We start from the raw sequence: 18,710 nt of genomic DNA on the forward strand, positions 1-18,710 counted from the left end.
GAGCTCATGGAGAGGCGTACCCCTCAGGTGCAGTGTGTTCTTTCCTTCCGGCCCCATTGTACTTTGGCTGCTTAGCCCATGGTGCCAATCATTCGAGCCAATTCCGCCGTGCGGTTGGCGTAACCCCATTCATTGTCATACCAGGCGTAAACTTTTACCTGGGTGCCGTTAACGACCATGGTCGATAGAGCATCGATAATGCTCGATCTGGGGTCGGTTTTGTAATCCACGGAGACGAGGGGCCTTTCCTCATAGCCGAGGATATCTTTTAGTTCACCCTCTGCAGCGTCCTTAAATAACTGGTTTACTGCCTCTGGGGTAGTGGCGGTTTCCACTTCGAAAACACAATCGGTAATGGATGCGTTGGCGAGGGGAACACGAACTGCGTGGCCGTTTAGGCGGCCGGACAACTCTGGAAAGATGGTGGCAATAGCTGTAGCTGAACCTGTTGTTGTGGGAATCAGGCTGGCACCACAAGAGCGGGCTCTGCGTAGATCTCCATGGGGTGCGTCGAGGATAGTCTGGGTATTGGTGATATCGTGAATAGTGGTGATTGAACCGTGACGAATACCCAGGTTTTCGTGAATAACTTTTACTACTGGAGCAAGGCAGTTAGTCGTACAGGAAGCGGCGGTAATAATCTGGTGTTTGTCCGGCTGGTAAATATGTTGATTCACTCCAAGGACAATATTCGGAACTCCAGCCTCTTTAACTGGTGCAGAGACCAACACCTTCTTTACCCCTTGATCCAGGTAGGCTTGAAGAAGTTCAGTAGTTTTCATTTTACCGGAGGCCTCTACAACCAGGTCGCAGTTTTTCCAATTGGTATCTGCAATAGCGGTATTGCGGCTACAGGTTATTGTTTTGCCATCAACCTGAATTGTGTCATCAACGGCTTTCGCCTCTCTGTGCCAGCGCCCGTGTACAGAGTCAAAGTTGAGCAGGTGGGCGAGAGTGGCTGCATCACCGGCAGGGTCGTTAACCTGGACAAACTCAACTTCAGGCCAATCCCAAGCAGCGCGCAGTACCAGCCGGCCAATTCGGCCAAATCCATTGATCCCAATTTTGATGGTCATTGTTAATTTTGCTCCGTTTCTGTCAGGCACATATGAAAAATCATATATATCTGGATAGTTTAAATCTTAGGTCGGCAGGCAATATCAGCAGCACAGACTTGTGCGCTCTGGCCGGTCTCCCATTTGAATTAGGTTGTTGAGGTCTTCGGTAATAAAGTGCTGGTTCGCCTGCAAGGTGTCGAACAGTACAGACTTTGCCCAGGCATTTAAGTCCGGGTTGATTCGGTAAAACACCCACTGCCCCTGGCGGCGGTCTTGGAGCAGGTCTGAACTTCTCAGCAAGGCGAGGTGCCTGGAAATTTTCGGCTGGCTCAATTCGAGGGCTGCCGTTAGCTCGCATACGCAAAGCTCTTCCTCGTGAGCAATAAGGAGCAATGTGCGTAGCCGCGTATCATCGGCCAGGCATTTGTAAAACTGTACTGGGTTCATGCCGCTCTTTTTCGTAAATCTGCCTCGGCTTGGGCCAAGACCAGTAGTTTGATGCGAGTGCTCAATTCACGTGCCGTGGTGTAAAAAGGGCAGAAGCAGTGTCGCTTTGTCGGTTCCTTAAAATTCCAGGCAATCATTTTGTCAACTTTTGGGGAGGGTACGTATTCTTCCCGGCTTTTGTCGCAAAGTGTGATGACCAGGTCAAAAGGTTGGTCAGCTACATCTTCTACAGCTTTGGGAATGAGTCCCTCTGTTGAAACCCCCAGTCGCTCCAGTGCTTGCAGAGCGCGTGGGTCCACTGTGTGGACATTGGTTCCGGCGCCAACGGCTTCGTATGAATTGCCTCCAAAATGCCGCAACAGTGCCTCAGCCATCAGTGAGCGGGCAGAGTCCCCGGCGCAAACAAACAGAACACGCCTTTTCATTGGAGGGCTCCATTTGGCTTTTTAACAATTATATATGGAAAACCATATATTCATAGTCTTAAAAATAGCCCACTGAACCAGCGGGCTGTAACCTGTGCTTATAGCTTAAACTCGGCCCATACAGGCGCGTGGTCTGATGGGCGTTCCATAGCTCGAATATCGTAGTCCACGCCAGTCCCGACACATTTTTCCAGAAGAGGGTTGGTGGCTAGAATCAAGTCGATACGCAGGCCGCGTTTGGGCTCGCGATCGAACCCACGGCTGCGGTAGTCGAACCAGCTGAATACATCGTCTGTTTCTGGGTTTTGTGCGCGGAAGGTGTCGGTGAGCCCCCAGCCTTCAATTTTTTGAAGCCACTCGCGTTCTTCTGGAAGGAAGCTGCATTTGCCATCGCGCAGCCAGCGCTTGCGATTGGGTTCACCAATACCAATATCCTGGTCGCTGGGTGAAATATTCATATCGCCGATAACCAATACAGGCGCTTCCGGCTTACACGTGGTTTGCAGGTAGGTATCCAGGTCGGCGTAATACTTTTGCTTTGCCGGAAATTTAACCGGGTGCTCGCGATTTTCACCTTGCGGGAAATAGCCATTAATAACCGTGAGGGGCTCAGGACCGCCGATATCAAACTTGCCGGCAACCATACGGCGCTGGGCGTCGCTGGCATCGGTTGGGAAACCGTATTCGCGATCAATAAAGGGCAGGCGTGAGAGCAGGGCAACGCCGTAGTGTGTTTTTTGGCCAAAATAAATCAGCTCATAGCCCAGGTCTTTTATCGCATCTACTGGAAAATCTTCGTCGGTGACTTTGGTTTCCTGTAGGCCGATGATATCGGGCTGATGGTTGTCTACCAGGGCCTGCATCTGGTGCAGGCGAGTGCGAATACTATTGACGTTAAAGGAAACAACCTTCATCTCTTCCCCCAAAATAAAAAAGGTCGGGCTAGCCCGACCTAAGAGTTAGTTCGCGGACCGGGCGCACGCCGCGCCCAGTGCCTATCAGTATTTAGAAGTTAGCAACTTGGGGCGGGGCCTTGCTGGCCTTATCGGCCAGGCCGATAAAGTCCGCCATTATATAGCCCGCTTCATTCAAAATTGGATCTTTTTCCAACTTGATCTCTACAGGACCACCAATGTTAGCCACCTCTTCAGATTCGCTTTCTTCGTATGCCTCAAAGTTCTCGTAGGGTTCAAGGCCTTTAGCTTTGCGGCGACGGTTTTCCATATCCAGCAATCGCTGATTAACGGACTTGCGCTCATTCTCTCTAGTTGACTCGTTGAGAGAGACATACTTCTTGTCAGCCCGCTCGGCGTCGAACTTGAACTGATCGCGCAGGAAAACAAAATCTGGATCTGTTTCCGTGCGCTTGTTGTGCTTGGTAATCAAGTTCGGGATCAGCATCTTCAAGTTGAAATACTTCGCATGAGGCACAGCGTGGATACGGTCCCAGGGCAGGGCAGTATCGTAAGCACTCTCACCCACATTTTCGGCATCAATCAACTGTGGCATATCGATGTCCGGCTTCACACCCGCATGCTGTGTGCTATCTCCGGAAACCCGGTAGAACTTGGACTGGGTAATTTTCAACTGGCCTTCCTTCAGGGGAGCCATAGTTTGCACAGTACCCTTACCAAATGATTGGTTGCCTACTACCAGGCCGCGGTTGTAATCCTGGATTGCACCGGCAAAAATCTCGGATGCAGAGGCCGACAAACGATTAATCAATACCATCAGCGGCCCGCGGTACATGGCGCGGGAGCGCGAGCGATTGTGGCGGGAAATCTGCTCGTTGGCATGACGGATCTGCACAACAGGGCCCTGATCAATAAACAAGTCTGTGAGCATGGTGGCTTCTTGCAGTGAACCACCGCCATTGTTGCGAAGATCCAGAATAATACCGTCAACCTTTTCCTCTTTAAGCTCACTCAGCAGACGGGCAACGTCTCGCGTGGTGCTCTTATAGTTGGGGTCGCGGCGGCGATAGGCATCGAAGTCGATATAGAAGGTCGGCAGGTTAATCACACCGATCTTGTAACTCTTGCTGCCATCAGAGAATTCAAATACTGCCTTCTTGGCCGCCTGATCTTCAAGCTTAACTTTGCTGCGCTTGATCAAGATAGTCTTGTGAGTACCGTCGCCACCAGTGGGGATGGTCTCCAGGCGAACATAAGTACCGGCCTTGCCGCGAATCAAGTCGACAACATCATCCAGGCGCCAGCCTACGACATCGACCATTTCGCCTTCTTTATCCTGGCCAACACCCACGATTTTATCGTTGGGCTTGATCTTGCCAGTGCGATCGGCTGGACCACCGTGTACCAGGCGAGCAACTTTGGTGTATTCCTCGTCTGCCTGCAGCACAGCACCGATACCCTCCAAGGAGAGGGACATGCTCATATTAAAGTTTTCCAATGAGCGCGGTGACAGGTAGTTGCTGTGTGGATCGTAGAGACGAGTCAGTGAGTTCATATAGAGCTCAAATACGTCGTCGCTCTTCTGCTGCTCGAGGCGCTTCTTTTGACCTTTGTAACGGCGTACGAGAAGGTCTTGGATTTCCTCATCGGTTTTACCGGTAAGGCGAAGGTTCAGGATGCTGCTCTTTAAGCGCTTACGCCAAAGCTCATCTGCAGCGCTGATCGAGTTGGGCCACTGGCTTTCCTCCCGATCCAGCTCAAGGGTCTCTTCCCGAGAAAAGTCATAGGCGGGCAGGCCTTTCTCTAGTTGGGACAGGATGTTATCTAGCCGGTCGCCCATACGCAGGCGGAAACGGTTATAGATACTGAACCCAGCGGTGACATCACCAGCGCGAAGCTGGTCATCCATCTCCGCTTCCCACGCGCGGAATTCGTCGATATCAGAGGCGAGGAAGTAACTTTTAGTGGGGTCGAGTGCATCGATATACTCGTTCCACAAGTTCTCGGACATTTCGTCGCCGATTTTGATTTTGTTGTAGTGCAGCATTTCAAGTTTGCTGACTATCTCTTGTGCAGTACCACCTTGACCCTCTTCGGGGGCTATTCGCTCTGGCTCTGCCAGAACACTTGTGGAAAGAAGGCCAATGACCAAGAAGCCGGAAAAGTAAGCGGCGATCCGATTGGTAAGCATAGGGAGTCTCTTTATACGTCCTACTTCATAGGCGTCCGGCCCTTATGGCTCGGCGACCTATAGCTTAGGACAAGTATAAAGGCTGAAAGCTCCAAAGGGCATGAAATACCTCTAATCAGAGATGGATCTTTTTCTTTAACACTGTATTTAGCAAAATAGCTTTCCTATTGAGTGTGAAATTGAGGCATTTTTTCTCGTTTTGAAGGCTTGAGTATGTATGGTCATCATAACTATTGTGTAACTGCAACTGTAAAAAAGCGTTAAAAACAATCACTTTGACTAATAGGTCAGCACCACTTTGGTGACTTTGAAGGCTTTTAGGGTCATGAAGTTGCACCAGTTACCACTTTATTAATTCGAGTGAGCGCTCCTCGTCTAAAAGTGTTGCTCCAATAATCTCTGTGACCGCAAAAATGGCGTTTTAATTTTGGAGCAATAGGCGAATATCGGGCGAGTGCCAGTAGTTGTATCTGCGAGTTGTGTTTTTACCACTTGGTCGAAACAGTGGTAGCAAGGATCTCTCCTATGAAATTTGATCTTTCACGTGAAGAAACCATTCAAAACGCTGCAAAGGTTGCCGGTGATGTCAATCTGGTTGTCTCTAATGCGGGCGTAGTGAAGCTATCGACACCCTTGGACGATGATGCTGTGGATAGCTTCAAGTATCAAATGGAGGGCAATGTTTACCCACTGATAAACCTGGCCAAAGCGTTTGGCCCTGTTTTGAAATCTAATGGTGGGGGTGTCTTTGTTCAAATGAACTCACTGGCATCCATCAAAAATTTTCTCCCATTTACTGGTTACTCCGGCTCAAAGGCGGCTGCCTATGCAGTAACTCAGGGTTTGAGGGAGGCCTGGGTCGAGCAGGGGACTCAAGTTATCAGTGTTATTGCTGGTCCAATCAAGACGGATATGGCCGACTCCGCAGGCATGGGAGAGGGAGCCCCTCCAGCGAGCATCGTCTTCGATGGCATTATGAAGGCACTAACAACGGGTGATTTTTTTGTTTATCCAGATGAGATGGCTCAAGAGGTCGCAAAAATTTACGCTCCCTTTGCCAAGAGCGTACTTGAGATCGAAAGCTAACTTAGAACCCAGGAGAGGATCGGGCAATGTTACTAGATACACCAGTATGTGATTTCGGATGGAAAGCCCCAGACTTTACTTTGAAAGACCCTGGCGGCAAGAGCTTTCGAATGTCGGACCATCTGGGAAGCAAGGGGCTGTTGATTGCATTTATCTGCAATCACTGCCCCTATGTTCAGGCGATTGCAAATCGTTTAGCTGAGGATGTGCGAGAACTACAAGGGCTGGGCATTAATGTTCTGGCCGTTATGTCAAACGATTATCGCGATTACCAGATTGACAGTCCTCCTTATATGGCGAAGTTTGCCCGAGACCATGGGTTTACTTTCCCCTATTTGGTTGATGAAGATCAGTCCGTAGGGAGAGCTTACCAGGCGGTATGTACACCAGACTTCTTCGGGCTGAATAAGGATGGAGAGCTCCAATATCGAGGCAGAATCGATGATGCGGGAATGGGAAACCCGGCAGGCCGAACCAGGGAGCTGGTCAATGCAATGAAGTTGATCGCAGAGACTGAGGCAGGGCCGGAAAAGCAGCAGCCAAGTATGGGGTGCTCTATTAAATGGAGTGGTAACCATAACTGATATGGGTTGCTAGCTGACGGGAATGCTCTGGCGAACATAAAGCACACAAAAATATAAGAAAATACATTAATATAATTAGTTAACCTATTGATTATAAAGAATTAATGAAAAGTTAATGTAGCTTGTTAAGTGGCGGGTGCCAGAAGTGTGACACCCGCTTTCTTATTTACTCAGTAAGCTGGCGGGTCATGATGATGTGGTCAATGTTGTAACCATGCTTTGTAACTGCCAGGTCTAGTAGATAGTCTGTAATAGCTTCATCCAGCTGGGGAGTGCGGCTTAACAGGTAGAGGCTGGAGCGGTCTGGATCACCAACGAGTGACCACTGATAGCCAGGATCTAGCTCTAGTATCCAGTAGTCGCCGGCAGCTTTACCCTCAAAGAAGGTGATAGCGAGTTTACTGTTCGTCTCATCAATGGGGACTCCAGTACCCTGAACACTGATCGGGAACCCATATTTTGGGTGTAAGATTCGACAAAAATTGAAAACGCTGATAGATCCATCATCATCGAGGCCGTAGTCCGCTGTTACCGCAGTACAAGCCGGCTGGAAAATTTGCGGTAGCCGGGCAATCTCATACCACTTGCCGAGATACTGATTCACATCGACATAGGGAACCGTTTCCAGTTCATCATCTGCCAGAACGGCCTGGGTACTGAGTGCAAACAGTACAATCCCTATACCTCTCAATAAACTCTTCATTTCCTCGCTCCTTGTGTTCGCAGTTTTTTAGGTCGCCAGCTTCATAGCTAAGCGACAATCTCTTTACGGGGATATAACTGGAACGGATTAACCAAGTTCTGTGTTTAATCTGAATTTCAAAAAAGTGTCACCTAGGTGAATGAGCTGAGGTCCTAGAAGTTGACAGAAGGCCAGCCTTTGCTAAGTGGTGATAGATAGGATTTGTTTGAGGCTGACCATGGCTAAAACGGTAGACGTAGACGTCCTGGTATTAGGGGGCGGAATTCAAGCGATTTCATTGTTGCGAGAGCTATCAACAGATTATTCTGTGCTGGCAATAGACCAGGGGTTAGACGATGCCGAGTCATTACACTTTCATGGCTATTTCTCCTCAGGCTGGAATGCGGCACACCCAAGTGCGGCAAAAGCTTACTTAAAGGCCGCACAGTTTTGGCGCACACAACTGGAGAGCGATGGTGTTGATAGCCACATAACAGATTTTTATGCCGCGCTTCCCCGAGAATTTTTAGATACTGTCGAGCCCAACTGGATTGCGGCGGGTATTCCAGTGGAAGAGGTGCCGATTCCAGCTCCACTGGTAACAACTAGCTTGCCGTCGCATCAGTGCTATCGATTTGCTGATGACCTTATGTTTGACGGCGCTGAAGCCTATCGACGTTTTAGTGCTCCTGTTAGCGAGAAGTTGGTGAAAGGGAGTATCCGAAAATTCGACAAAGATAGTGGTGGCGTGACTGAGGTCTCTGCCGATATCGGTGGTAGTTCCCACCAAATAAAACCCCAGTTGGTTCTCTCAGCATGCGGGGCGGGCAATGCAGCAATACTCGAAAGTCTTGGAGTGCCAGCTCAAGGTGTGCGGGATAGCCAAGTTGTTCGGCCCCTACATATGTTGCTGGCTAAGGGTGCTAATACCCCTCCAATCTCAGCCTTCCTGATGGACATGGTAGTGGCATATCACCCGCTGGAAAGTGGAGAGGGACTTTGGATTCTCACCCTCAATCCAGAGCACCCCAGATTTCGCTCTGGTGTGGTTGACATGAGGGTGGCCCCGCCCATAGAGAGGGCGTTAATCCGGGATACCCTGGATAGATTGGCAAATTGTATGACCGGGTTTGAGGATTGGGCAGCCGGCTGCCATTGGGGTGTTTACGCAGGTTGGAAAACTGACGCTCCAGGGCCGGATGGGGATGCTCTTGTGCAGTTAAACTATCCGCGTCCATACCACATCCACAGCTTTGATATAGCCAATTTCTTGGCGGTTTGGCCGAATCACTGGGGTCTCGCCGTGGAAGCTGCAAAGGAGGCCGGGAAATGGGTTCGCTCAAAAGCTAAGCCTCGGCATCCTCAACCTAAAGCGATAGGTAGCTTGCTGTCGCAGTCAGTTGGTCATCAAGCTATTTGTAATAAATGGCAAAGCGACGAGCTGAAGTGGCACCCTTGGGCTGAGTTTGTCCAGAAAATGGGCCTGCCAATCAGGTGATTTGCTTAGTATTTCAGCGTTGAGCCATCAGTCTATGAGTCCAATAAGGCGATATTAACAACGTATTTCGCTTGCAAAGACATTTTTTTCTGTATCTTAAATTGAAATGTAACCGGTTACATTCTGTTTCAAACGGTGGAGTGCTACGAAAACCGCGATCTGGAAACAGCGTGTCCGCTTACAAAACACGGAAATAAAAATAAATAGGCTGTTTATTCAGCTGGTTCTTTGAGTGGCCCGAGGGGAAGGGGTTTGGTTAAAAAAATAAGAATGGGCATGGTTGGTGGTGGAGAGGGTGCTTTTATTGGTGCAATCCATCGGATGGCAGCAGCTCTCGACGGTGAGATAGAGCTAGTCGCCGGCTGCTTTAGTGGCGATTCCGAACGCAGTCGTAAAACTGGTGAAAAGCTGGGGCTTCACCCGGACCGGATTTACCAAAGCTATCAACAGATGTTCCAAGAGGAATCCCGTGGCAGCGCTGATGATCGAGTTGAATTTGTATCTGTAGTAACTCCCAACCACCTCCATTTACCCGTTTCTATTGCTGCGTTGCGGGCGGGATTCCATGTCCTCTCCGACAAGCCAGCCGCCTCCACTTTGGAAGAAACACTTGAGCTTAAAAAGGAAGTGGAGCAAAGCGGGCATCTTTATGGTTTGACCCACACTTATGCTGCTTACCCTCTGGTTATGCAAGCGAGAGCAATCCTGGGCAGGAGAGAGTTGGGGTCTATTCGACGAGTTACCGTTACCTATCCGCAGGGGTGGCTGGCTCTAGCCGGTGATTCCACGGGAAGTAAGCAGGCGAGTTGGCGAACAGATCCTGCACGTTCGGGAGAAAGTGGCTGCTTTGCGGATATAGGCACCCATGCTCATCATCTGGTGGAGTTTTTTACTGGCCAGCATATCTCTGAAGTCTGCGCAGACGTGCAAGCGGTAGTTGATGAAAGAGCGTTGGATGATGATGGTGCAGCGCTATTTAAATTAGATCAGGGCGCCCGAGGAACACTTACAGCCAGTCAAGTCTGTGGAGGAGAGGGGAACAACCTGAATATCAGCGTTTACTGTGAAGACGGTTCGCTGTTTTGGGAGCAGGAAGCCCCAAACCAATTGCAAGTAAAGCGCAGGGGGCAGCCTGTGGCGATTTGGAAAGCCGGTGCGGATTGTGAGTATCTGGATGGAGACGTCAGGTCTTTCTGCCGGACACCTCAAGGACACCCGGAGGGCTATATAGAGGCCTTCGCCAATATCTATCGCGATTTTGCTGGTCAAGTCCGAGGCCGCCGCGAGGGGGTAATTTCAAAGAACAGTCCTGCCGTTGGCAACATTGATGCAGGTGTTCGCGCGATGGCATTTGTGCGCGGTGTGCTGGAGAGCAGTCGCGCAAAATCCTCATGGGTTTCCCTGGCGCCTTATTGGAAGTGAGCGGCTAGGTCCAACCTCACAGAATTTAGGTATCTCTGGCAGGGTGGGCGTCCGGCAGCTAGTACGGCACAGGGAGGTGCCGGTGTCGGTCTGCGGCCAGTTACCTTTTGAAGAATTTTCTCAAAAGGTGCAAACCAATCGCTTGGAAAGGGTTGGTTGCAGAATTAATAAGTACAGCAGTAAAAAGGATAACAATAAATGAAGGCACCCAGAATTCAGGGGCCCGGAATTTTTCTCGCCCAGTTTCTCCCATCGAGCGAACAGCCAGCTTCGCTTGAATCTATGGCTCGTTGGGCATCAGACCTGGGGTACAAAGGCATCCAGGTTCCCACTTGGGACAAGCGGATTTTCGATCTTGAGCTGGCCAGTAAAAGCCAAGCTTACTGTGATGATGTACTGGGGATCTGTGAGGAGGCTGGGGTACAGATTTCTGAATTGTCTACGCATTTGCAGGGGCAGTTGGTCGCAGCTCACCCAGCCTATAAGGAAATGCTGGATATTTTTTCTCCAGAGGCAGTACGCGGAAACTTGCAAGCCCGTGCAGAGTGGGCGAGCAATCAGTTAGTTCTTGCAGCTCGGGCCAGTGCCAACCTGAAGCTCAAATCCCATGCAACTTTCTCCGGCGCTTTACTCTGGCACACTTTTTATCCATGGCCCCAGCGCCCAGCGATGTTGGTTGAAGAAGGTTTTCGCGAACTGGCCCGTTTGTGGCGTCCGATATTGGATGCGTTTGACAGCGCGGGGGTCGATGTCTGCTATGAACTGCACCCCGGTGAAGACCTGCATGATGGCTTGACCTTCGAGCGGTTTCTTTACGAGGTGGAAGATCACCCTAGAGCCAACATCTTGTATGACCCGAGCCATTTGCTCTTACAGCAAATGGATTACTTGGCCTTTATCGATATCTATCACGAGCGAATCAAGGCTTTCCATGTGAAAGATGCGGAGTTTCATCCGAGTGGAAGGGCTGGAGTATACGGCGGTTACGCCCCCTGGATTGACCGCCCCGGTCGCTTTCGCTCCCTGGGGGATGGTCAGGTAGATTTTCGTGGGATTTTTAGCCGACTGACCCAGTACGGTTACGATCGCTGGGCGGTATTGGAATGGGAGTGTTGCATTAAGGATCAACAGCAGGGGGCCAGCGAGGGTGCGCCATTTATTCGGGAGCACCTGATAACCGTGGCTGACAAAGCTTTTGATGATTTTGCCGGTGCTGAAACAGATCGCGCTCGAAATCGTAGGATTTTAGGGCTCGAGTAGCTTAGCTTCCGAGTATGAATAATTGGAAGCCGATGTCAGTGAGTAATGAATAATAATAAATTATGCGGAGATTGGATTGATGAGTACCCAAATTGAACCACTGGATAAGAAAATTTTCCTGGTGGGAAATCTCTCAATTTTTATGATTGGTCTTGGTTTAGCTGTTAGGGCAGTTATAGCCACTAACTTACAAGAAGATATTTACAATCATATCGATTTAGCGAACTCCACAGCTATGCTTGGTGAAGCTATTGGTATTACTTTTGCTGGATTCGCATTCACACTTCTATTTGGCAGTGCCCTAGTAGACTTAGTTGGCATTAAGAGAATGTTATTACTGTCTTCAATTGGCTATGTATTAGGTAGCCTATTAATAATTTTTGCTTCAATGATACCCCCAAGTGCTGGTGTAGAGAATTTGGTATTAATTGGGTTGCTTCTTACTGGGTTAGGTTGGGGGGCCGTCGAAGCCGCCAGCAATCCAATGGTTGCTGCTGTCGACCCAGAGAATAAAACACACCGCTTAAATATATTGCATGCTTGGTGGCCAGCGGGAATGGTCGTTGGGGGGTTGCTTGGCCTGGCAATATCTAAATACGCGCTGCCTTGGCAACTCAACTTAGTTGTATTACTCATACCTGCCATAGTACTGGCACGACTAGTAATCACGACTAAGTTCCCAGTTACTGAGCGGGTTTCCACTGGGATCAGTTACGGAGAGATGTTTAGAGAAGTCTTTAAGCAGCCAATGTTTATTCTGCTTTGGGTTTGCATGTGGCTGACAGCTGCATCGGAACTCGCTCCCATGCAATGGGTAGACCTGACACTCTCAAGAGTAGTGGGAATGAAAGGGATCTTATTATTGGTATATGTGAGCATGGTGATGTTTGTAATGCGCCATTTCGCCGGCCATCTTGCGAAGTTACTGTCGCCTGCAGGACTACTTTGGTCAAGCAGTCTACTTGCGGCAATAGGGCTTTATAGCCTGGGAATGGCAAGAACTCCAGTTACTGCATTCCTGGCGGCGACTGTTTGGGCTATCGGTGTTTGCTATATGTGGCCCACCATGCTCGCTACGGTATCCGAGCGTTTTGTACGCGGTGGCGCACTGTTTTTGGGGTTGCTGGGGTTTGCTGGGGGAATGTCTATTCAATTCGTACTGCCGAAACTTGGAGAAATTTTCGACAACGCCAAGATTGAGGCTGCCGGTGGTTTGGAAGCCTTTGAAAAGTTAACGGGCGATGAACTGGATGCTGTGTTGGCAACCGCCTCTATCGAATCATTCCAGTCACTGGCCGTGGTTCCCCTTATCTTGCTGCCGATTTTTGCGTTTATCTGGTTTTGGGATCGCAGGCAGGCAGCGAGCAAAGTGCAAGGTGTCACTGCAGTAGGCAACCAGTAGGCGTTTTCCATTTGTGCGAAAATAGTCGCCTACTAACAACAAAGTAACGGAAAAGTATGTCAAACATTCGCGAAGTTGCACGTCGCTCCGGTGTTTCCGTCGCGACCGTGTCCAGAGCCCTGAAAGACCCGCAAATGGTTTCTCCGCGGACCAGGGAGCGGGTGCTGAAAGCGGTGGAAGAGGCCGGCTATCGGCCCAATATGTTGGCGAGAAACTTTAGTTCTGGTAAGTCATTTGCGGTGATGGTTCTGGTCCCAAATATCGCCAATCCATTTTTTTCCAAAGTTATCCGAGGGATAGAAAAGGCAGCTCAAGACCAGGGTTACTCCGTATTGCTGGGAGATACCAAGGGCGAACCAGCTCATGAGCAGTTCTATGCGGGAATGGCGCTGACGAATCAGGCAGATGGGCTTATTCAACTGGATAGCCGCTACCCATTTGCAGAGAAAGATGCAGCTTTAGCAGCGTCAATTCCAATGGTAAATGCGTGTGAGCGCATTGCTGAAGACGACCGCTATCCGGTTGTTGAACTGGACAATTCCGGCGCAGCGCAAGCCATGGCTCGCCATTTGATCGAGCTGGGTCACCGCCGGATCGGCATAGTGACCGGCCCACTTAATAGTCCGATTGTGCGTGATCGCCTGGCCGGTTTTGAGGAGGAGATGCAACGGCACGGTCTCGAGTTGAATTCTGACCTGGTTGTAAACGGAGAATTCACTATGCCGTCTGGTGTGGAGGGTGCAAAAAAATTGCTCTCTTTAGCCAGTGCTCCTACCGCCATTTTTTGTATGAATGATGAAATGGCTATTGGTGCTGTTCATCAAGCGAAGGAAATGGGTTTGCAGGTGCCTGCGGATGTATCAGTGGCGGGCTTCGATAATATTGAGTTTTCGCAATTTACGGACCCGCCCCTGACAACAATTGACCAGCCCGCAGAGAAGCTGGGCAGATATGCGATGGAAACCTTGCGTCGCATTATTGACGGAAAACCGTTAAAAGCGAGTCGAACTATTTTGCCCTTTGATTTAGTGGCAAGGGGAAGTACTGCCCGCTATCAGGATTAATAGAGTACGGATGTAAAACCATCACGGCGAACTGATTAGATAAACACCAATTCATGTGGAGATAACAACGATGAAAAAATTCACTGAGACAAAATTTTGCACGTCTATACTGGCCTCAGCAGCACTACTAGTCACACTAGGGGGTTGTGAACGGATGCCGGAAAAGTCCGGTATACAAGCGGATAGAGACTGGCGGCACTTATTCGACGGTAAAACGTTGCAGGGTTGGACCGGTGCCAATGGCTCCCATGTAGGAGAGGCTTGGCAGGTCGTTGATGGCAACCTGGTGCTCACTGCTGGTGGAGCCGGGGATATCGTCACTGCAGATAAGTTTTCTGATTTTGAGCTGGAACTGGAATGGAAGATCTCTGAAGGTGGCAACAGCGGCATTATTTATCGGGTAGCTGGTGGCAATGCACCAGTCTGGATGTCAGGTATGGAATACCAGGTACTTGATAACAGTGCTTTTCCCGAACTGGAAAAACTGAGCCACAGCGCAGGGTCAGTCTTCGACTTGTATGCACCCAGCGAAGATGAGGTAAAGCCGGCAGGAGAATTCAATAAAACGCGTATTCGAGTGGAGAATGGTCGGGTTGAACATTGGCTGAATGGAAGCATGATTGTCAGCTATGAACTCTGGTCTGAAGATTGGGATATACGTCTTGCCAACAGTAAGTTTTCCTCTTACCCCGATTTTGCCCGTAGTGAGAGCGGCTTTATTGCTTTACAAGACCACGGCGACAAAGTGTGGTACCGCAATATCAGAATTCGGGAGCTATAAATCATGGGTATTTCAGGCGTGGGTATTTGGCAGGTACTTATTGTTCTTGTGTTAGCGGTTCTATTGTTTGGTAGTGGCAAGATCCGCCGTCTGGGAGAAGACCTTGGAGGAGCGATTAGTGGTTTCCGCCGCTCATTGCATCAAAGCGATAAGGATGGCACTAGAGAAGGTTCCCCAGGTAACTTGTCTGGCAATCTACTCCAAGCTGGGGAGCGGGAATGAAGCGTAGAACTTTGCTACAGGTTGGTGCCGGCTTTGCTGCAGCTGCTTTTACCGCCCCCTTGTTTGGTAATAGTGGGCGAATCATTACCAATACCCCGGGTGGCCCTGTGAAAATTTCCCTGGCCCAATGGTCCCTGCATCGGCAATTGCGAAGTGGCGCTCTCAAGGTATTGGATTTCCCTATTAAGGCAAGAAAGGCATTTGCAATTGACGCGGTAGAGTATGTCAATCAGTTTTTTGCTGATAAGGCCAGGGATCAGAATTTTCTTTCAGCGTTGAGAGTGCGTGCAATTGATCACGGGGTTAAAAGCCTTTTGATTATGGTTGATGCAGAAGGTGATCTTGGCAACCCAAATGCTAGCGAAAGACAACAAGCGGTAGAAAATCATTTCCAGTGGGTTGAAGCGGCCAAATATTTGGGTTGCCACTCTATCAGGGTGAATGCTGGCGGACAGGGTAGTAGCAGGGAGGTTAGTTCCGCTTGTAGAGATGGGCTGCGAGCTCTCTCAGAGTTTGCCTTGGATTTCGACATCAATATTGCGGTGGAAAACCACGGTGGTTATTCCTCAAACGGACTTTGGTTATCCCAGTTATTACAGTCAGTGGATATGCCGAACTGTGGAAGTTTGCCAGACTTTGGAAACTTTGGTGACTACGACCGCTACTTGGGAGTAGAGCAGTTGATGCCCTTTGCCCGCGGAATCAGCGCAAAGAGTTTTTCATTTGATAAGCGGGGAAATGAGACCAATACGGATTTTGCCCGGATGCTGCGGCTAATTCAAAAGGCGGGTTACAAGGGGTATATCGGGATTGAGTATGAAGGCGCCGGCGATGAAGACTGGGGGATCAATGCAACGAAAGAGCTTTTGCTGCGCTTGTCGCGACAGGGTGAACTATATAGCGAGTAAGTAATAATTATTTGATTAAAAATGTAACCGGTTACTTGCGTTTTTTGATCATAATATTTATGAATTTCTAGGCTAGTTAAAAATGCTCATAAGAATTAGTATTTTTGGTTAAAAAAACATAAGTTAGACATTAGATGTAACGGATAGATAAAAAATTTTGACAGAAAATGTAACCGGTTACAGATTTATCTTATAAGTTAATTAAAATTAAACGAGTAAAACAAAAATAATTGATGAAGTAGGAGAGAGGCGATGCCGAATGATGACTTCGAGAAGAAAGAGTATGACGCACTGATTGTTGGATCTGGTGCTGGCGGCGGTATGGCTGCCTATGTACTAGCCACTGCAGGGCTCAAGGTTCTATTGCTGGAGGCGGGGAGATCCTATGACCCAGTCAAGGAAACCCCGATGTTTAATCTCCCAAAAGATGCGCCTTTGCGTGGGGGTAGCACACCGGAAAAGCCGTTCGGTTTCTATGATGCAACGGTTGACGGGGGTTGGCAGGTACCTGGTGAACCTTACACTCAGGGCTCTAGGGAAAGAGGCCGCCGTTTTGACTGGTGGCGTGCCCGTATGCTGGGTGGTCGCACGAACCACTGGGGACGGATTTCCCTGCGAATGGGTGAGTATGATTTTAAACCCTATTCAAGGGACGGACTCGGTTTTGACTGGCCGATCAGTTATAACGATCTCGCCCCGTACTACGATAAAACCGAGATGCTCATTGGTGTCTATGGCACCAACGAGGGGTTAGAGAATACTCCCGACTCTTCTGCGGGTGTGTTGCTGCCGCCCCCGAAGCCCCGTGCCTATGAACTCCTGGCCAAAAAAGCGTGCGATAGACTGGGGATCCCTGTAATTCCCTCTCACCTGGCTATTCTCAGTGAGCGTCTGGATCACGAAAATATTCCGCAGAAATTATTCCCAAACAATAAATTGGCTCAGGACGTCACCCGGGAATCAATGAAATCTCGCGCAGCCTGTTTTTGGGCTACGCCCTGTGGGCGCGGTTGCTCAATTAAGGCGAATTTCCAGTCCACGACTGTACTACTGCCACCGGCATTAGCGACGGGCAACCTGGATATCATTACTGATGCCATGGTGCGTGAAGTTACCGTTGACAAAAAAGGTAAGGCTAACGGGGTTATCTATATTGATAAAGATACCCGTCAGGAAAGATTTGCCAGTGCCCGCGCTGTGGTTGTTGCAGCCAGTGCGGCTGAAACTTCGCGCATTCTCCTTAATTCCAAAAGCACTTTATTCCCCGATGGTATCGCCAATGGCAGCGGTGCCGTAGGGAAATACCTGATGGATACGGTGGGAGCTGGTATCGGCGGGCAGATTCCCGCTTTGGAAAGTATGCCTGCCCACAACGAGGACGGCGCATCGGCGATGCACATGTATATGCCCTGGTGGTTGTACAAGGAACAATTACGTGGTGACCTGGATTTTGCCCGTGGTTACCACATTGAATTCGGCGGTGGTCGCAGTATGCCGGGCGCAGGTGCTTTCGGCGGTATGGGTGATTTTACCAGTGGCGCTTATGGCAAAGACTTGAAGGAAGCCTGCCGGCGTTACTACGGCTCCTTTGTGTGGTTTGACGGTCGCGGGGAAATGATTCCCAATGAGGACAGCTACTGTGAAATTGATAAGGACCAGGTAGACCAGTGGGGCATCCCGGTGTTGAAGTTCCATTGGAAATGGAGTGACCAGGAATTGAACCAGGCCGCTCACATGCACAAAACCTTTGCTGAAATTATTGAAGGTATGGGCGGTAAGGTCACCTCTACCGTGCAAACCGACGGTGCCAAGGCAATTATCAACGGCGGTGCGATTATTCACGAAGTCGGCACCGCGCGCATGGGCTCAAATCCGAAAGATTCCGTGCTCAATCCTTACTGCCAGTCCTGGGAAGTACCGAATCTCTTCCTTACTGACGGCGCACCCTTTGTCTCCAATGCTGATAAGAATCCAACCCTGACCATTATGGCGCTGGCCTGGCGCACCTGCGACTACATCGTGGACCAGTTCAAGAAGAGGAATATCTGATATGAGCGAGGAAAAAACCAACCTGGGTCGGCGCAACGCCCTGCGTTTGATTGCTACCACCGCTGCTGCAGTTCCAGTCATTGGCTGTTCTGAGAAAGTAGCGCAAAAAGTTGTAGTGAAAGAGGAGGTGCCAGCGGCTGAACCGGTAGTAAAGAACCTGGATGCCCCGAAGCAGACTCTGGCCAGGGGCACGGCGACAGATCCGGACCTGCTTAATCCCGTGGTGCCTTGGGAGATGCAGCTTGAAACGAGTGAGTTAGCGGTCTTGGCAGCACTTTGCGACGTCATTATTCCCGCAGATGAAACTTCTCCGAGTGCCTCTTCAGTAGGGGCCTATCACTACATCAACGAATATGTCAGCGCCCCATATTCCAATAATAAAGCGGATCTTGTCACGATTCGGGGAGGGGTTGTTTGGCTGGAGGGTGAGTCCAAGCGCAGATTTGGAGGTTCCTTTGTCGATCTGAATGAACCTCAAAAAGTAGCCATCTGTGAGGATATCAAGTGGACTCGCACGGCAAAGCCAGAGTTTCAGGCTGGTGCTCGTTTCTTTGCCAAAGTTCGAGTTCTCGTGTCCACCGCTTTCTATACCACCGAGGAAGGTATGGCAGATATCGGTTATGTGGGTAACCGACCAATGGCGAGTTTCCCTGGAGCACCCCCTGAAGTCCTCAAGCGACTTGGCTTGGATAGCTAAAGACGCTTTTTGCTATAGCG

General features: G+C 49.7%; 18 protein-coding genes. 12 read left to right on the forward strand and 6 right to left on the reverse strand.

All coding sequences use genetic code 11. The annotated features are described in order from the left end of the window. Nucleotides 1-71 precede the first annotated feature (71 nt). The 5 genes from P0078_RS01610 to P0078_RS01630 form a co-directional block, all read right to left on the reverse strand. Nucleotides 72-1,076, reverse strand: coding sequence for an ArsJ-associated glyceraldehyde-3-phosphate dehydrogenase (locus tag P0078_RS01610; RefSeq protein ID WP_282932731.1), 1,005 nt, complete (start codon nt 1,074-1,076; stop codon nt 72-74). Between the two features lie 84 nt (nt 1,077-1,160). Continuing rightward, on the reverse strand, nt 1,161-1,505 hold the full coding sequence (locus P0078_RS01615; RefSeq protein ID WP_282932732.1) for a metalloregulator ArsR/SmtB family transcription factor: 345 nt from the start codon (nt 1,503-1,505) through the stop codon (nt 1,161-1,163). Further along, nucleotides 1,502-1,930: an arsenate reductase ArsC gene (locus P0078_RS01620; RefSeq protein WP_282932733.1), complete on the reverse strand. Its 429-nt coding sequence runs from the start codon at nt 1,928-1,930 to the stop codon at nt 1,502-1,504. The genes P0078_RS01615 and P0078_RS01620 overlap by 4 nt, the downstream gene beginning before the upstream one ends. Before the next feature lie 98 nt (nt 1,931-2,028). Continuing rightward, nucleotides 2,029-2,844: an exodeoxyribonuclease III gene (gene xthA, locus P0078_RS01625; RefSeq protein WP_282932734.1), complete on the reverse strand. Its 816-nt coding sequence runs from the start codon at nt 2,842-2,844 to the stop codon at nt 2,029-2,031. A gap of 91 nt (nt 2,845-2,935) precedes the next feature. After that, nucleotides 2,936-5,035: a carboxy terminal-processing peptidase gene (locus P0078_RS01630; protein ID WP_282932735.1), complete on the reverse strand. Its 2,100-nt coding sequence runs from the start codon at nt 5,033-5,035 to the stop codon at nt 2,936-2,938. A gap of 504 nt (nt 5,036-5,539) precedes the next feature. On the opposite strand from P0078_RS01630, the gene P0078_RS01635 reads away from it, so the two are divergent. Further along, the gene (locus P0078_RS01635) at nt 5,540-6,121 is read left to right on the forward strand and encodes an SDR family NAD(P)-dependent oxidoreductase (protein WP_282932736.1); all 582 of its coding nucleotides are present in this window, start codon (nt 5,540-5,542) and stop codon (nt 6,119-6,121) included. Between the two features lie 26 nt (nt 6,122-6,147). Continuing rightward, on the forward strand, nt 6,148-6,705 hold the full coding sequence (locus tag P0078_RS01640) for a thioredoxin family protein (protein WP_282932737.1): 558 nt from the start codon (nt 6,148-6,150) through the stop codon (nt 6,703-6,705). 166 nt (nt 6,706-6,871) lie between these two features. Here the strand turns inward: P0078_RS01640 and P0078_RS01645 are convergent, their stop codons facing one another. Further along, on the reverse strand, nt 6,872-7,408 hold the full coding sequence (locus tag P0078_RS01645; RefSeq protein WP_282932738.1) for a lipocalin family protein: 537 nt from the start codon (nt 7,406-7,408) through the stop codon (nt 6,872-6,874). A gap of 217 nt (nt 7,409-7,625) precedes the next feature. On the opposite strand from P0078_RS01645, the gene P0078_RS01650 reads away from it, so the two are divergent. The 10 genes from P0078_RS01650 to P0078_RS01695 all read left to right on the forward strand — a co-directional run bounded on the left by P0078_RS01650 (nt 7,626) and on the right by P0078_RS01695 (nt 18,690). Further along, the gene (locus tag P0078_RS01650) at nt 7,626-8,885 is read left to right on the forward strand and encodes an FAD-dependent oxidoreductase (RefSeq protein WP_282932739.1); all 1,260 of its coding nucleotides are present in this window, start codon (nt 7,626-7,628) and stop codon (nt 8,883-8,885) included. Nucleotides 8,886-9,137: 252 nt separating this feature from the next. Beyond that, nucleotides 9,138-10,307, forward strand: coding sequence for a Gfo/Idh/MocA family protein (locus tag P0078_RS01655; protein WP_282932740.1), 1,170 nt, complete (start codon nt 9,138-9,140; stop codon nt 10,305-10,307). Nucleotides 10,308-10,505: 198 nt separating this feature from the next. Then, entirely contained in the window at nt 10,506-11,567 is a 1,062-nt protein-coding gene (locus P0078_RS01660; RefSeq protein WP_282932741.1) for a sugar phosphate isomerase/epimerase family protein, read from the forward strand. A gap of 79 nt (nt 11,568-11,646) precedes the next feature. Then, nucleotides 11,647-12,969, forward strand: a complete 1,323-nt coding sequence (locus P0078_RS01665) for an MFS transporter (RefSeq protein WP_282932742.1) — start codon at nt 11,647-11,649, stop codon at nt 12,967-12,969. A gap of 56 nt (nt 12,970-13,025) precedes the next feature. Continuing rightward, the gene (locus tag P0078_RS01670) at nt 13,026-14,033 is read left to right on the forward strand and encodes a LacI family DNA-binding transcriptional regulator (protein ID WP_282932743.1); all 1,008 of its coding nucleotides are present in this window, start codon (nt 13,026-13,028) and stop codon (nt 14,031-14,033) included. A gap of 70 nt (nt 14,034-14,103) precedes the next feature. Beyond that, nucleotides 14,104-14,814, forward strand: a complete 711-nt coding sequence (locus P0078_RS01675; RefSeq protein WP_282932744.1) for a 3-keto-disaccharide hydrolase — start codon at nt 14,104-14,106, stop codon at nt 14,812-14,814. A gap of 3 nt (nt 14,815-14,817) precedes the next feature. Continuing rightward, nucleotides 14,818-15,036 carry a twin-arginine translocase TatA/TatE family subunit gene (locus P0078_RS01680; RefSeq protein ID WP_282932745.1) on the forward strand — a complete coding sequence of 73 codons (219 nt, stop codon included), beginning with the start codon at nt 14,818-14,820 and terminating at the stop codon, nt 15,034-15,036. Beyond that, nucleotides 15,033-15,944, forward strand: a complete 912-nt coding sequence (locus P0078_RS01685; protein ID WP_282932746.1) for a sugar phosphate isomerase/epimerase family protein — start codon at nt 15,033-15,035, stop codon at nt 15,942-15,944. Before P0078_RS01680 ends, P0078_RS01685 begins: the two co-directional genes overlap by 4 nt. A 252-nt stretch (nt 15,945-16,196) precedes the next feature. Further along, nucleotides 16,197-17,993 (forward strand): GMC oxidoreductase, encoded by a 1,797-nt coding sequence (locus P0078_RS01690; RefSeq protein ID WP_282932747.1) that lies wholly within the window; start codon nt 16,197-16,199, stop codon nt 17,991-17,993. Between the two features lies 1 nt (nt 17,994). Then, nucleotides 17,995-18,690 (forward strand): gluconate 2-dehydrogenase subunit 3 family protein, encoded by a 696-nt coding sequence (locus tag P0078_RS01695; RefSeq protein WP_282932748.1) that lies wholly within the window; start codon nt 17,995-17,997, stop codon nt 18,688-18,690. The last annotated feature ends 20 nt before the right edge of the window (nt 18,691-18,710 follow it).

Origin of the sequence: Microbulbifer sp. VAAF005 (assembly GCF_030012985.1) — a bacterium.
Lineage (GTDB): Bacteria > Pseudomonadota > Gammaproteobacteria > Pseudomonadales > Cellvibrionaceae > Microbulbifer.

What these genes read in the sequence shown, in the direction of transcription:
- P0078_RS01665 (WP_282932742.1), top strand. Translation starts at nt 11,647, where the DNA reads ATGAGTACCCAAATTGAACCACTGGATAAGAAAATTTTCCTGGTGGGA.
- P0078_RS01630 (WP_282932735.1), bottom strand. Translation starts at nt 5,035, where the DNA reads ATGCTTACCAATCGGATCGCCGCTTACTTTTCCGGCTTCTTGGTCATT.
- P0078_RS01660 (WP_282932741.1), top strand. Translation starts at nt 10,506, where the DNA reads ATGAAGGCACCCAGAATTCAGGGGCCCGGAATTTTTCTCGCCCAGTTT.
- P0078_RS01685 (WP_282932746.1), top strand. Translation starts at nt 15,033, where the DNA reads ATGAAGCGTAGAACTTTGCTACAGGTTGGTGCCGGCTTTGCTGCAGCT.
- P0078_RS01670 (WP_282932743.1), top strand. Translation starts at nt 13,026, where the DNA reads ATGTCAAACATTCGCGAAGTTGCACGTCGCTCCGGTGTTTCCGTCGCG.
- P0078_RS01615 (WP_282932732.1), bottom strand. Translation starts at nt 1,505, where the DNA reads ATGAACCCAGTACAGTTTTACAAATGCCTGGCCGATGATACGCGGCTA.
- P0078_RS01650 (WP_282932739.1), top strand. Translation starts at nt 7,626, where the DNA reads ATGGCTAAAACGGTAGACGTAGACGTCCTGGTATTAGGGGGCGGAATT.
- xthA (WP_282932734.1), bottom strand. Translation starts at nt 2,844, where the DNA reads ATGAAGGTTGTTTCCTTTAACGTCAATAGTATTCGCACTCGCCTGCAC.
- P0078_RS01690 (WP_282932747.1), top strand. Translation starts at nt 16,197, where the DNA reads ATGCCGAATGATGACTTCGAGAAGAAAGAGTATGACGCACTGATTGTT.
- P0078_RS01620 (WP_282932733.1), bottom strand. Translation starts at nt 1,930, where the DNA reads ATGAAAAGGCGTGTTCTGTTTGTTTGCGCCGGGGACTCTGCCCGCTCA.
- P0078_RS01680 (WP_282932745.1), top strand. Translation starts at nt 14,818, where the DNA reads ATGGGTATTTCAGGCGTGGGTATTTGGCAGGTACTTATTGTTCTTGTG.
- P0078_RS01640 (WP_282932737.1), top strand. Translation starts at nt 6,148, where the DNA reads ATGTTACTAGATACACCAGTATGTGATTTCGGATGGAAAGCCCCAGAC.
- P0078_RS01645 (WP_282932738.1), bottom strand. Translation starts at nt 7,408, where the DNA reads ATGAAGAGTTTATTGAGAGGTATAGGGATTGTACTGTTTGCACTCAGT.
- P0078_RS01675 (WP_282932744.1), top strand. Translation starts at nt 14,104, where the DNA reads ATGAAAAAATTCACTGAGACAAAATTTTGCACGTCTATACTGGCCTCA.
- P0078_RS01610 (WP_282932731.1), bottom strand. Translation starts at nt 1,076, where the DNA reads ATGACCATCAAAATTGGGATCAATGGATTTGGCCGAATTGGCCGGCTG.
- P0078_RS01695 (WP_282932748.1), top strand. Translation starts at nt 17,995, where the DNA reads ATGAGCGAGGAAAAAACCAACCTGGGTCGGCGCAACGCCCTGCGTTTG.